Genomic DNA, 13,053 nt, shown 5'->3' with positions numbered 1-13,053 from the left:
ATCAATGCGCCTTGCTGGGGTCAAAGGCGTCGCGCACCGCTTCGCCGATAAAGATTAATAACGACAGCAGCACAGCCAATACCAGGAAGGCGGTGATGCCGAGCCACGGCGCCTGCAGATTGTTTTTGCCTTGCAGCAGCAATTCGCCGAGCGACGGCGAGCCTATCGGCAGCCCGAAGCCGAGGAAATCGAGCGACGTCAGGGTGGTGATCGAGCCGCAAAGGATAAACGGCAGGAAGGTCAGCGTCGCCACCATGGCGTTGGGCAGCATATGGCGGGACATGATCACCCGATCCGGCACGCCCATGGCGCGCGCGGCGCGGATGTAGTCAAAGTTGCGGGTGCGCAGGAATTCGGCGCGCACTACGCCCACCAGGCTCATCCAGCCGAACAGGATGGTGATGCCGAGCAGCCACCAGAAATTGGGCTGGACGATGCTCGACAGCAGAATGATCAGAAACAGCGTCGGCATGCCCGACCACACTTCGATAAAGCGCTGCCCCCACAGGTCGAAACGCCCGCCGTAATACCCCTGGGTCGCGCCGACGCACACGCCGATCAGGCTGGAAAACAGCGTCAATGCCAGGCCGAACAGCATTGAAATGCGAAAACCATACAGCACCCGAGCCAGCACATCGCCGCCGTTGCTGTCGGTGCCCAGCAGGTTATGGCGCGAAGGCGGCGAGGGGAAGGGCACCTCGGTGGCGAAGTTGATGGTGTCGTAGCTGAAACGGATCGGCGCCCAAACCGCCCAGCCGTGCCGTTCGATCTGCCGCTGGACAAACGGATCCTGATAGTCGGCCTCGGTGTTCAGCTCGCCGCCGAAGGCGGTTTCGCTGTAGCTAATCATAAACGGTAGGTACAAGCGGCCTTCATAACGCACCAACAGCGGTTTGTCGTTGGCGATCAGATCGGCGGCCAGGCTCAGGGTGAACAGCACCAGAAAGATCCACAGCGACCAGTAGCCGCGGCGATTGCGGCGAAAACGCGCCCAGCGCGCCTGGTTGATCGGGCTAAGGCGGCTCATTGGCGGGCCTCGAAGTCAATGCGCGGATCGACCAGGGTGTAGGTGACATCGCTGAGGATGTTCAACAGCAGGCCGATCAGGGTGAAGATATACAGCGTGCCGAACATCACCGGGTAGTCGCGCTGCAGCGTGGCGTCGTAGCCCAGCAGCCCCAGGCCGTTGAGCGAGAACATCACCTCAATCAGCAGCGATCCGGTAAAGAACATGCTGATAAAGGTGGCCGGAAAACCGGCGATCACCAGCAGCATGGCGTTGCGGAACACGTGGCGGTACAGGATCTTTTTTTCGTCCAGCCCTTTGGCGCGGGCGGTGGTGACGTACTGCTTGCGGATCTCATCAAGGAACGCGTTTTTGGTCAGCATGGTCAGGGTGGCGAAGCCGCCGATCACCGTCGCCAGCACCGGCAATGTGATGTGCCACAGGTAGTCGGCGATCTTCGCCGGCCACGAGAGGGTGTCGAAGTTGCTGGACACCAGGCCGCGCAGCGGGAACCAGTCGAGGTAGCTGCCGCCGGCGAACAGCACGATCATCAGGATAGCGAACAGGAAAGCCGGAATGGCGTAGCCGATGATGATCAGCGTGCTGCTCCAGGTATCGAATGCGCTGCCGTTGTGGACGGCCTTGCGGATGCCGAGCGGGATCGACACCAGATAAATGATCAGCGTGCTCCAAAGGCCCAGCGTGATGGAGACCGGCAGGCTCTGGCTAATCAGTTGCATCACCGAAGCGCCGCGAAACAGGCTGTCGCCGAAGTCGAAGCGCATATAGTTCCACAGCATGGTGAAGTAACGCTCATGCAGCGGTTTGTCGAAGCCGTACCGTTGGGTGATCTCGGCGATCACCTCCGGATCCAGGCCGCGCGAACCGCGATATTGGCCGTCGCCTGCCGCGATGCCCGTCCGGGCATGGCCCAGGCCTTCGCCGACACCGCCGCTGCCAAAACCGCTGCCGTGCCCCAGCTCGATGGCGGCGATGGCCTGATCCACCGGGCCACCGGGCGCGATTTGCACGATAAAAAAGTTGATGGTGATGATCGCCCACAGCGTGGGGATCACCAATAACAGTCTGCGTATCAGATAGGCCGCCATTCCGACTCCTTATTGCCGCTGAGCCGGTAAGCGCGCCGCCTTGTTGACGTCGTACCACCAGTTGTCGAAGCCGATCGCATAGGCCGGGCGGATCGACGGCGTGGAGAATTTGTCCCAATAGGCATAGCGATCGTGGTTGGAGTACCACATCGGCAGCATGTAGTTGTTCCAGGTCAGCACCCGGTCCAGCGCGCGGCCGAGCGGCAGCAGGGCTTTTTCGTCGCCTTGATGGGCGGCGATTTGTCTCACCAGGCTGTCGACCGCCGGGTCTTTGACGCCGGCCGTGTTGTAACTGGAATCGATGTACTGCGAATCCCACAGGATTTGCAGATCGGCGCTGGGGAACGGCATCGCCATGTACACCGTCGACATCATGTCGAAATCGCGCTCGCGCATGCGGCGCGTATATTGCGAGGCGTCGACCTCGCGGATTTGCATCTCGATGCCCAACCGCTGCAGGTTGTGGCGGAACGGCAACACGTACTGGAAGTTGCTGCCGCTCAGCAGCATCAATTCAAAGGTGAACGGCTGGCCGGTTTTCGCGTTGACTAACTTTTGATTTTTGACCACCCAACCGGCTTCTTTCAGCAGTTGGGTCGCCTTCAGCAGGTTTTGCCGATCGTTGCCGCTGCCGTCGGAGGAGGGCGGTTGGTAGATGCTGGTAAACACCTCTGGCGGTATCTGGCCTTTGAGCGGCGCCAGCAAGGCCAGTTCAGCGGCGTCCGGGTAGCCGCGGGCGGCGTAGGCGGTGTTTTGGAAATAGCTGTCGGCGCGCTGATAGGCGTTGTAATACAGCGCTTTGTTCATCCAGTTGAAGTCGAAAGCCAGGCCGATCGCTTCCCGTACCCGACGATCGGCGAACAGCGGTTTTTGCAGGTTAAACGCCAGCCAGCGGGTATTCTGTGCCGCCTGGTTGGTTTCGTCCTGTTTGATGATGTAGTTGCGCGCGAAATTACCGCCCTGATACTGGGTGGCCCAGCTCTTGGGCGACGGCTCGATGCGGAAATCATAAGCGCCGGCCTTGAAGGCTTCCAGCGCCACTTTATCGTCCAGGTAATAATCGTAGCGAATGCTGTCGAAGTTATAGCGGCCGCGATTCACCGGTAGGTTGGCGGCCCAGTAGTCGCGCACCCGCTGATAGGTGATGTACTGGCCGAGGCGGTAATCGCCGATTTTGTACGGGCCGCTGGCGAGCGGCGGGGTGCTGAGCGGTTCGTTGAGCTTATGGTTTTTCCAGAAGCTTTCCGGCAATACGCGCAGGCTGAGCAGGCTGAGGATTTGATCGCGATTTGCCTTAGGCAGCTCGATGCGCACCGTCAGCCGGGAAATGGCCTTGACCGTAACGCCTTTGTAAAAGGAGCGAAACTGCGGTACGCCTTCGGTCATGAATTTATTGAAAGTAAAGGCCACGTCGGCGGCGGTGATCGGGCTGCCGTCCTGGAAGCGGGCGCGGGCGTTGATATCCAATTCCATCCAGCGCATGTCGGCCGGGAAACGGGCCGATTCGGCAATCAACGGGTAATAGCTGCCGGGTTCGTCGTCGGAGTTGGTGAACAGCGTATCGTACAGCTCCATCGTGCGCTCGCCGGGTACGCCGCGGGTAGCGAAACGGTTGAAGTTGTCGTAGGTGCCGATGGCCGCCAGCCGTACGTCGCCGCCTTTGGGCGCCGCCGGGTTGACGTAGTCGAAATGGCTGAAGTCGGTGGCGTATTTCGGTTCACCGAGCAGGGCGAAAGCGTAGCTTTCGTTGAGGGCTTCGGCCTGCAGACCGAAACTCAGTGCCGAGAGCACCAGAGCAGCGAAAATGCGCACGGACATCGGACGGTAAGCTCCTGCTGTGGAATAAGGTACAACCTGCGCCCAGCATAACATTCTTCGGGTGGGCGTAGGGTAAAGTTGCCTAAAGATTAACTATTTTTTTCCTGATAATCAAAGACCTGATTAGCATTGCAGTAAGCGACGAAATCATCGATGCTCAGCGGCTTGCTGAAGTAGTAGCCCTGCATGAAGTTGACGCCGTGTTCTTGCAGGAACTGCATCTGCTCGGCGGTTTCCACGCCCTCGGCCACCGTCAGCATTTTCAGCTTTTTCGCCAGCGAGATCACCGCATCCAGCACCGGCGCGGTGACCGTATCCTGGCCGATGGTGTTGACGAAGCCGCGATCGATCTTCAGGTAATCCATGGTGAAGCGCTCAAGATAGATCAACGCGCTGTGCCCGGTGCCGAAATCGTCCACCGCGATCTCGATACCCTGTTTGTGCAGCCAGTCGAACTCCGCCAGCGCGCTCTCTTCTTCCACCATGCCGCGTTCGGTGATTTCAAACACCAGCGTAAAGTAATCGCCCGGCAGCTGCGTCAGTAGTTCATACACGTCCTGATGGAACGACGGCGCGCTAAGGTGGGCAGGGGAAATATTGAGACCGACTTTGCCTCCCCGTGGCAGCGCTTTGGCGAGCTGCGGCGCATCTTCGGCGATCAGCCTGAACAGATGGCGGGTAAGCGGCACGATCAGCCCGTTGCTTTCGGCGTAGGGGATAAAGACATCGGGCGGGATGCGGCCCTCGAGCGGATGCTGCCAGCGGATCAGCGCTTCCAGCCCACCAATGCTGTTGCTGTCGGTATGGAACACCGGCTGGTATTCGATAAAGAACTCGTTGCGCTTGATGCCGCGCAGCAGCGCACGCTCCGGGCTTTGCCGCAACAGCAGCATATAGTAGCAGAGCACGCCAATCATCAGCGACAGCACCAGGCTGCCCAGCAGCGTCAGGCGAATGTCATTGGGCGTCAGTTTCTCGTTGTAGAACAGGATGGTCAGCGGCAGATTGGGCATCGTCAGGGTATCCGCCTTGCCTTTCGGCAGTTGATCGACCGGCATCAGGTTTGGGCTGAAGGTGGTCAGGGCGCGGTTGCCCATCACGATGGCGATGCCCGGCGCCTGTTCGTCATGCGAGGTGAACAGTAAGTAGGGCATCAGATCGATGTCCAACGTAGCGAGGATGCCGGTGGCCTTTTCGCCGGGATGCCGCAGCCAAACCGCAACCGCCGGTTTGTTCGGTACGATCGGCGTGCCCTGCTGCAGCTTCAGATCCAAAGGCAGATCCCAGTCGATTTCCTGGTAGAGATTTTTCATCGGCAACATCATGTCACCGGTGGCGGAAGAGCAATAGGCGTAGCCGCCTTTTACCAACAGGAAGGTGCGCACGCCGCTGGTAAAGGCCGCTTGGTAGGTAATATCCGACTGGCTGGAGAGGCAAGGCTTGTCCAGCAGCGGCATCATTTGCTGCATCACTGCCGTCAGGTGCGAGATATAACCCAGCGTGAATTTTTGCGTACGCGCTTCGACCTTGTGTTGATATTGCGTGCGCTGGTGGTTGATCAAAGAAAGCGTGACCGCAGTGAAGAGCGTAAAAAATACCAGGGCAGCGACACCGCTTTTAGCCAGGCTGCGCTGTCGGTGAGACACGCTGCGGGCAAAAGCTCTTTTCAAGCCCATAACCGAGTCCTCTGCAACCGGGCGTCAGGGGTGTCGCACAGCCAGTTAATGGATTGTGCAAACGGCTTTTTTTTCATTTTTGACTTTTTATCCCGAACCAACCGGCGGCGCCGTTTAAATACGCGACGTCGCCGACAGAAATATAATGCGCCTATTTTAAGCGGAAACGTTTTAAATAACGCCGGGGCGCCGTTGCCGTCATCTGACGATAATAGGCGAGTTTTTCCTCGATGGCGCGATTTCCTGCCAACAGTTTATCAAAATAACGACGTGCGGCAGTGTTAAGTGGGGAACGGTGACGATAAGGCAGGGATCAATCTTGATGATACCCATTTGACAGCCAAAAAAAACGCCGCCCGTAGGCGGCGCTTATCGCTCGTTTGGTATTCAGGATCTTCAGGGCGTTGCGCCGTCAGCCGTTGGTCAACACTCGGCGTGCTTCTCGATAACGTTTATTCCAATAGTTATCGGTCAGCTTGGAAATCATGACGCCACTGCTGGTAGAAGCGTGAACGAACTGATCGTTACCTAAATAGATGCCGACATGGCGCCCGGTAGAACCGGCGCGGAACAGCACTAAATCGCCGGCGCGCAGCTTGGTGCGCTGGATTTTCTTGCCGAGATCTTCCTGTTCATAGGTAGAACGCGGTAAATCCATACCGAACTGTTCGCGGAAGGTGCGCTGTACAAACGCCGAGCAATCGATGCCGCGCTTGGTGTCACCGCCTAAGCGGTAGCGAACGCCTTTCCAGTCCGCGTACTGATCCATAATCTTTGACTTGACGTCAACGTTGCGGACCATCGCTTCGAATTCATCCTGAGAGGCTTGCAGTAAAAGACCGTCTTTGTCATTAACTGCACGCATCTCAGTTTGTGCGTTATTCAAGTTCGAAGTGTGAGTCGAGCTGCACGCTGACAGCATAACCGCAGCGGCAATTGCAGGGACTACCCGCAAAAAATATCTCAGAAACGGTTGAGATTTGACCATTGTTGTTGTTTTCCCTTGAAGTCCTTAACGACGAAAGTCGCTACCTGAAAAATGCCAAACGGAACGAGCCTAGTCCGCACCTGTTGCATCGACAACCAGTTACCGTTGAAAACGTGCGAGAACGCACATTTTTATCGGATTCCATACTGATTCGACTTAAACCAGGCACAAACGCATCTGAGATTACCGGAACAAATAGGGGATTGCGAGCCTTTTTCCCGTCTTTTTTATATGAATTTGTGATGTAACATAATGTAAATCTTCATATAAAAAACGCCAATTGTCCGATGTATGAATCTGGCGTGAAATCAGGTTGCAAAAGCGTTAACGACTGGTGGCGACATTTTGCGCTCGGCGAAGGGGGAAAGGCCGGGAGGCGGGCACCTCCCGGTATGAGTCATAAATGCATATTATGGTTGGCTGGGACGGTGCTTGCCGGGCAACAGGCGGTTCAACCGATCGACGATCCAGTCGCTGCAAGGCGTCATCAGCACCCAGCTGGCACCAACCAGCACCACGGACAGCGAGCCGACGGCGATATCGGTAAACCAGTGGGCGCCAATCATCACGCGTGGCAATGAGAAGACCAGCGTAATCAGCAGGGCGATGGCAAAGGCGCCGCGGCCGAAATAGCGCAGCATAAAGCAGGAAAAAATAATCAGCATCATGCCGTGGTCGCCGGGGAAGCTGTCGCCGGAAGCGTCCTTAGTGGGGATGCCGGTCAGTTCGCTGACGCGATTGATATTGTCAAAGGTCAGGGTGGGGCTCGGATGCTTCACCGGCAGCAGATGGCCAAGCTGGTTCAGCACCACGGCGGTCAGCAGCATCACCACGCCGGTGATCACCAGACGGCGGCGGCCGGCGGCGTCCTGCTTCAGATAAAAGTACAGATACAGCAGCCCCATGGCGAGCAGCGAGATCGCGTCGAACGCGCGGTTGTTGGTGATGGCGACCAGGTGCAAAAACGCCGGGTCGGTGGCCAGATGGCGGTTAAAGAAGAAGAAGATCGCCGAATCCAGGGTAAACCAGCCGCCGTGATTGGCCGGCAGGAACCAGGACAGAAACAGCGCAACGCCCAGTAAATTGAAGAAGAGAATGAAGGGTAAATTGCGGCGTGTCATGACATAAACCTGTTGGAAAAATGAAAACGAAACAAAACCTGGTTGCCCTGCGACAACCGGGGAGCAACGGTACGGGGTTTAACTTAAACGAATCTTAAACAAGGCGGATTGCAGGGCGTTCCAATCGGCATTTTCGCTGTGGATCAGTTCAATTCGGCTGTCGAGCGGTGCGAGCGGGCGGGTTTCGATGTTGAGATCCTGCCCCTGGCGATTGATCAGCAATGTGCCTTCGGGGATGCGCACCACGCCTTTGATTCGTTCGACCGGCGCCAGCCGCACCCATTCCATGAAACCGACGGTATCGAACCGGGTGTCGCCGTCAAAAATCCAGCCGCAGCTGGTGAAGCCTTGCCCTTCGTTCAGCGCTCGCCGCCAACGGGCGTGTTCCGGCAGCCGCAGCGCCGCCAGTCCCTGCTTTTTCGCCTGACCATGATGATGCTGCGCGTCCGGCAATTCTGTACGATTTGTGCGAGGAAGTGACAACAGCGCGACATCTGCTTCGCCTTGCGCGATGGCGTAGCAGGGCCGCTGCAGCGAATCTTGCGCCCTCCAGGCTTCCAGCGCCAGTCTGTCTTGTGGTTGATAGGTGTCGTTTTTGCTGGCCAGAATAACGTCGGCCGCGGCCAGCTGATCGCGGAAATTTTCGTTGTCGCGGTAGCGGGGTTGGCTAAGCTGGCGGGCATCCAGCAGGCACAGCGTGGCCTGCAGATCGATCCAGCCGGCATAGCTCTCCTGGGTCAGCAGCGACAGGATTTGCTTCGGGTGTCCTAGCCCGGTCGGCTCGATCAGCAGCCGGTCCGGTTTGGCCTGTTGCAACAGCATATTCAAGCCCACCTGCATCGGCAGGCCGTTGACGCAGCACATGCAACCGCCGGGGATCTCTTTGAGCACCGCGCCGCTGTCCGCCAGCAGCGCGCCGTCGATGCCGATCTCGCCGAATTCATTGACCAATACCGCCCAGCGTTCATGTTCGGGTTTATGAGCCAGCAAATGGCGGATAGTGGTGGTTTTACCGCTGCCGAGGAAACCGGTAATCAAATTGGTTTTGGTCATTAATCATTCCTGGCGCAAAAATTAACCTGCTTAATAAATGAGTTACGCAGCCGTATCGGTGAAACGACCGCGATTTAATTTGTGCTCTATCTCGCAAATTTTGCACGTCACCCTGCGCTTTTCAACCGATAAAATCCACCTTTCTTTGCAAGAAAATTCTTAGATAAAACCCTGTATTAGATACGGTTAACTTTTGTTAGTAGCTTGTTTTTACATTGTTAATGACGCGATTAACGATCAAATCCTGTCCCTTTCCTTGCGATTATTCCTAACAAGATCCTCTATGGTTAAATTGGCTTAACTAAAAATGAGGTTGCCATGAATACCTTTCGGTTATTTTTGATCGTAGGAATGTTGTTTTCATGGACGGCAGTGAGTCAGGCAGGAGTGGCCGGCGGGGTAATTCGCTTCGTCGGCTCTATCGTTGAAAGTCCTTGCACGGTCAAGATTGCAGATTCTAAGGCGAATACGCAATGTTACCGCAACGGCCAGCATTATCAGGCCCAGCAAGCGTTGTCAGGTTTTGATACTACACGCAAAGAACTTCCGCTGAATCTTGGCACAACCGAAATGAAGTGGGTAGACCAACAGAAGAAACTTGCTGTTATGACGGTCGTTTATCGTTAAGTCGTTCCGCCATGCCGGCGTAACGTTACGTCGGCATGGTTATTCTCAGCCTGCAGGCACTTCACCGCTTCACCCACTCCTTCACCGTTTCACGCGCACCGCGATCGCGCAGTGACAAATAGGCTTGCGTCACTGCGTCGGTAAACCCCCCATGCGTCGCCAGCGCTTCGCCGAACACCGGTTTGAGCGCCAGCAGCGCCGTTACGCGCCGCCGATCGTCCGGCGTGGCGGCGACAGTCTGTTGCAGCACATCTGCCAGCGGATCGCGAATGTCGATCGGCTGTCCGGCGTCATCGACGCCGCCGATGTAACGCATCCAGCCCGCCACGCCCAGCGCCAGCCCGCTATAGTCGCCGCCGTGCCGCAGATGCCAGCGCACGGCGTCCAGCAGACGCTGCGGTAGCTTCTGCGAACCGTCCATGGCGATCTGCCAGGTGAGGTGTTGCAGCGCCGGATTGCTGAAGCGCGCGATAAGCTGTGCGGCGTAGTCGGCCAGACTGATGCCGGTGACGCTCAGCGTCGGGGCCTGTTCGTCCAGCATCAATCGCAGGGCGGCGCGACGGTAGTGCTCATCCGCCATGCACTCGTTGATATAGCGGTAGCCGCCCAGGTAGCCGAGATAAGCCAGGAACGAGTGGCTGCCGTTCAGCATGCGCAGCTTCATGTGTTCAAACGGCAGTACATCGCTGACCAACTGGGCGCTGGCCAGCTCCCACGCCGGGCGTCCGGCGACGAAGTGGTCTTCCACCACCCATTGAATGAAGGGCTCGCAGGCGATAGCGCATTCGTCGCGCACGCCGCCCAGCGCGGCGGCGATCTCATCCAGCGTAGTCGGCGTGGCGGCCGGCACGATGCGGTCCACCATGGTGCAGGGGAAGGTGGCGGCGGCGGCGATCCAATCGGCGAGCGACGGATCCCGCGCCTGCGCCAGATCGAGCACCGCCCGGCGCAGCACGTGGCCGTTCTCCGGAATATTGTCGCAGGAGAGCAGGGAAAAGGCGGGCAGGCCGCGTTCGCGCCGCAGCCGCAGCGCCTCTACCACAATGCCGGGCACGGTCTGCGGCTGATGCGGCGCCGCCAGATCGGCGACGATCCCCGGATGCTGCCAATCCAGTTGCCCGTTGCCGGGCTCGATGCAGTAGCCTTTTTCGGTGATGGTCATCGAGACGATTGCCACCTGCGGCTCTGCCAGCTTCTCCAGCACTGCGGCGATGCCCTCCAGCTTGCGGTGCAGGCTTTCATGCACCGCGCCGATCACAATGGCCTGATGGCCGTCCGCGCCTTTCTCCAGCACGCTGTACAGATGATCCTGCTGCCGCAGCGCCTCAAACAGCGGCACGCCGCCAGACAGGCTGATTTCGCAAATGCCCCAGTCGCCGCCCTGGGCGTTCAATACCCGATCCGTCAGCAGCGCTTGATGTGCGCGGTGGAAAGCGCCGAAACCCAGGTGCACGATACGGCTGCGCAGGGCACGGCGATCATAGTTCGGTTGCCGGACGGTGCCCGGTAGCGGGGTGTTGGCGATCGTTTTCATCTCATCTCCAAAGCGTGTAGGACAGCTGGCGGGCCACTTGCATCAAGTTAGCGGACCAGTTTGCCGCCGTATGGGCAGGGTGGCGCCGGCGATAAAAAACTGCGACCAGTGTAGGTCTGTCGACAAGTTAAAGGAATTGGTCAGTCCAAAATAAGCCAAAATCGTGAAGTGGATCAACCAATGCGCGGTTCACTTTTGACAGCGCGTTGCGAAAGAGTACCTTAAAGGTAACTGACATCTACGTTAAACTGGTATAACAACATCGCGATGCGAGACAGGCATAAGGACAAAACATGGAACAAACATGGCGTTGGTATGGCCCGAACGATCCGGTCTCTTTGGATGATGTGCGTCAGGCCGGGGCGACCGGAGTCGTGACGGCGCTGCATCATATCGCGAACGGCGAAGTCTGGCCGATTGATGAGATCCGCGCGCGCCAGACGTTACTGGCGGAAAAAGGACTGGTGTGGTCGGTGGTGGAGAGCGTGCCGGTGCATGAGGAAATCAAAACTCACAGCGGTGACTGGCAGCGGCATATCGCCCATTACCAGCAGACGCTGCGCAACCTGGCGGTCTGTGGCATCGATACCGTCTGCTATAACTTCATGCCGATCCTCGACTGGACGCGCACCGATCTGGCCTATTCGCTGCCGGACGGCGCCAAAGCGCTGCGTTTCGATCAGATCGCCTTCGCCGCGTTCGAGCTGCATATCCTGCAGCGCGCCGGCGCCGAGGTGGACTATACGCCGCAAGAGCGCAGTCAGGCGGCAGCCTATTTCGCCGCCATGAGCGAGGAGGAGAAAGCCACGCTGACCGGCAATATCATCGCCGGCCTGCCGGGAGCGGAAGAAGGCTATACGCTGGATCAGTTCCGCCGCCGCCTGGCGGAATACGACGGCATCGACAAGGCGCAATTGCGCGAAAACATGGCGATCTTTCTGCGCGCCATCGTGCCGGTGGCGGAAGAGGCCGGCATCCGGCTGGCGGTGCATCCCGACGATCCGCCGCGGCCGATCCTCGGCCTGCCGCGCATCGTCTCCACGATTGAAGACATGCAGTGGCTGAAGCAGACCGTCGACAGCATTCATAACGGTTTCACCCTGTGCACCGGTTCCTACGGCGTGCGCGCCGACAACGATCTGGTGCGGATGATTGAAACCTTCGGCGATCGCATTCACTTCACCCACCTGCGCGCCACCTGCCGCGAGGAGAACCCGAAAAGCTTCCACGAGGGGGCGCACCTGCAGGGCGATGTGGACATGGTGGCGGTGATCGAAGCGATCCTGACCGAAGAGCTGCGTCGGCAACGGGCCGGCGATCGGCGGCCGATCCCGATGCGCCCCGATCATGGGCATCAGATGCTGGACGATTTGAAAAAGAAAACCAATCCGGGCTATTCGGCCATCGGGCGGTTGAAAGGGCTGGCGGAGCTGCGCGGCGTCGAGCTGGCGCTCAAGCGGCGCTTTTTCCCGGAATTGCCGTAGCGGAAAATGAAACGGGGCCGAGACTCGGCCCCGCTGGCGCGACTAGTCAGCGCGGCTCATGTAGCGGCGTTCGGCGATATGAATGCGAATTTTGTCGCCGGCGCTGAGGTATTCCGGCACGTGGATCACCAGACCGGTCGCCATGGTGGCCGGTTTGTTGCGGGCGCTGGCGGAAGCGCCTTTGATGCCCGGCGCGGTCTCGACGATTTCCATATCTACGGTCTGCGGCAGCTCCAGCGCCAGCACCTGGCCATCCAGCGTCAGCACCTGCATGCCCGGCAGGCCGCCTTCCGGAATGAACAGCAGCTCGTCTTCGATCTGGTCTTTCTTGAAGATGTACGGCGTGTAATCTTCGTCATCCATAAACACGTATTCTTCGCCGTCGATATAGGAGAAGTTCACCTTGCGGCGCGACAGGGAAATGGTGTCCAGGATATCGTCGCCCTTGAAGCGTTCTTCCACTTTCAGGCCGGTGCGCACGTCGGAGAAGCGCATTTTGTACAGGGTGCTGGCGCCGCGGGCGCTCGGGCTCTGCACGTCGATATCTTTTACCAGCAGCAGCTTGCCGTTGTAGCTGATCGCCATGCCGCGTTTAATTTCGTTAGCTCTTGCCATTTCAATTCATCCGCAATGAAGA

11 protein-coding genes are annotated in these 13,053 nt (G+C 58.2%); 2 read left to right on the top strand and 9 right to left on the bottom strand.

What is annotated here, in order from left to right:
- Position 1: 1 nt before the first annotated feature.
- From QMZ29_RS18510 to QMZ29_RS18480, 7 genes are all read right to left on the bottom strand, one after another.
- Positions 2-1,027: an ABC transporter permease gene (locus QMZ29_RS18510; RefSeq protein ID WP_015378535.1), complete on the bottom strand. Its 1,026-nt coding sequence runs from the start codon at positions 1,025-1,027 to the stop codon at positions 2-4.
- On the bottom strand, positions 1,024-2,115 hold the full coding sequence (locus QMZ29_RS18505) for a microcin C ABC transporter permease YejB (RefSeq protein WP_025303556.1): 1,092 nt from the start codon (positions 2,113-2,115) through the stop codon (positions 1,024-1,026). Before QMZ29_RS18505 ends, QMZ29_RS18510 begins: the two co-directional genes overlap by 4 nt.
- A 9-nt stretch (positions 2,116-2,124) precedes the next feature.
- Entirely contained in the window at positions 2,125-3,933 is a 1,809-nt protein-coding gene (locus QMZ29_RS18500; protein ID WP_060433646.1) for an extracellular solute-binding protein, read from the bottom strand.
- An 89-nt stretch (positions 3,934-4,022) separates the two neighbouring features.
- A complete protein-coding gene (pdeN, locus tag QMZ29_RS18495; protein ID WP_025303554.1) occupies positions 4,023-5,609 on the bottom strand; it encodes a cyclic di-3',5'-guanosine monophosphate phosphodiesterase PdeN in 1,587 nt (528 codons plus the stop codon).
- A gap of 412 nt (positions 5,610-6,021) precedes the next feature.
- On the bottom strand, positions 6,022-6,597 hold the full coding sequence (mepS, locus tag QMZ29_RS18490; RefSeq protein ID WP_025303553.1) for a bifunctional murein DD-endopeptidase/murein LD-carboxypeptidase: 576 nt from the start codon (positions 6,595-6,597) through the stop codon (positions 6,022-6,024).
- 410 nt (positions 6,598-7,007) lie between these two features.
- Entirely contained in the window at positions 7,008-7,718 is a 711-nt protein-coding gene (locus tag QMZ29_RS18485) for a phosphatase PAP2 family protein (protein WP_025303552.1), read from the bottom strand.
- Between the two features lie 78 nt (positions 7,719-7,796).
- Positions 7,797-8,771, bottom strand: coding sequence for a CobW family GTP-binding protein (locus QMZ29_RS18480; protein ID WP_025303551.1), 975 nt, complete (start codon positions 8,769-8,771; stop codon positions 7,797-7,799).
- A 318-nt stretch (positions 8,772-9,089) separates the two neighbouring features.
- Here QMZ29_RS18480 and QMZ29_RS18475 point away from each other — a divergent pair, with 318 nt between their 5' ends.
- A complete protein-coding gene (locus tag QMZ29_RS18475; RefSeq protein WP_004935734.1) occupies positions 9,090-9,398 on the top strand; it encodes a YmdA family protein in 309 nt (102 codons plus the stop codon).
- 61 nt (positions 9,399-9,459) lie between these two features.
- Here the strand turns inward: QMZ29_RS18475 and QMZ29_RS18470 are convergent, their stop codons facing one another.
- Complete coding sequence (locus QMZ29_RS18470; protein ID WP_049208506.1) at positions 9,460-10,932, bottom strand: mannitol dehydrogenase family protein; 1,473 nt, start codon at positions 10,930-10,932, stop codon at positions 9,460-9,462.
- 293 nt (positions 10,933-11,225) lie between these two features.
- On the opposite strand from QMZ29_RS18470, the gene uxuA reads away from it, so the two are divergent.
- Positions 11,226-12,416 carry a mannonate dehydratase gene (uxuA, locus tag QMZ29_RS18465; RefSeq protein WP_049208508.1) on the top strand — a complete coding sequence of 397 codons (1,191 nt, stop codon included), beginning with the start codon at positions 11,226-11,228 and terminating at the stop codon, positions 12,414-12,416.
- 42 nt (positions 12,417-12,458) lie between these two features.
- Here the strand turns inward: uxuA and yeiP are convergent, their stop codons facing one another.
- Entirely contained in the window at positions 12,459-13,031 is a 573-nt protein-coding gene (gene yeiP / locus QMZ29_RS18460; protein WP_004935725.1) for an elongation factor P-like protein YeiP, read from the bottom strand.
- Positions 13,032-13,053: the final 22 nt, after the last annotated feature.

The sequence above is a fragment of the Serratia sp. PF-27 genome (assembly GCF_030053255.1).
Lineage (GTDB): Bacteria > Pseudomonadota > Gammaproteobacteria > Enterobacterales > Enterobacteriaceae > Serratia > Serratia bockelmannii.
This window is presented reverse-complemented; position numbering and strand designations above follow the sequence as displayed.

Excerpts from the sequence above, each read along its gene's own strand:
- QMZ29_RS18480 (WP_025303551.1), bottom strand. The coding sequence starts at position 8,771 with ATGACCAAAACCAATTTGATTACCGGTTTCCTCGGCAGCGGTAAAACC.
- pdeN (WP_025303554.1), bottom strand. The coding sequence starts at position 5,609 with ATGGGCTTGAAAAGAGCTTTTGCCCGCAGCGTGTCTCACCGACAGCGC.
- QMZ29_RS18500 (WP_060433646.1), bottom strand. The coding sequence starts at position 3,933 with ATGTCCGTGCGCATTTTCGCTGCTCTGGTGCTCTCGGCACTGAGTTTC.
- QMZ29_RS18485 (WP_025303552.1), bottom strand. The coding sequence starts at position 7,718 with ATGACACGCCGCAATTTACCCTTCATTCTCTTCTTCAATTTACTGGGC.
- mepS (WP_025303553.1), bottom strand. The coding sequence starts at position 6,597 with ATGGTCAAATCTCAACCGTTTCTGAGATATTTTTTGCGGGTAGTCCCT.
- QMZ29_RS18470 (WP_049208506.1), bottom strand. The coding sequence starts at position 10,932 with ATGAAAACGATCGCCAACACCCCGCTACCGGGCACCGTCCGGCAACCG.
- yeiP (WP_004935725.1), bottom strand. The coding sequence starts at position 13,031 with ATGGCAAGAGCTAACGAAATTAAACGCGGCATGGCGATCAGCTACAAC.
- QMZ29_RS18510 (WP_015378535.1), bottom strand. The coding sequence starts at position 1,027 with ATGAGCCGCCTTAGCCCGATCAACCAGGCGCGCTGGGCGCGTTTTCGC.
- QMZ29_RS18475 (WP_004935734.1), top strand. The coding sequence starts at position 9,090 with ATGAATACCTTTCGGTTATTTTTGATCGTAGGAATGTTGTTTTCATGG.
- QMZ29_RS18505 (WP_025303556.1), bottom strand. The coding sequence starts at position 2,115 with ATGGCGGCCTATCTGATACGCAGACTGTTATTGGTGATCCCCACGCTG.
- uxuA (WP_049208508.1), top strand. The coding sequence starts at position 11,226 with ATGGAACAAACATGGCGTTGGTATGGCCCGAACGATCCGGTCTCTTTG.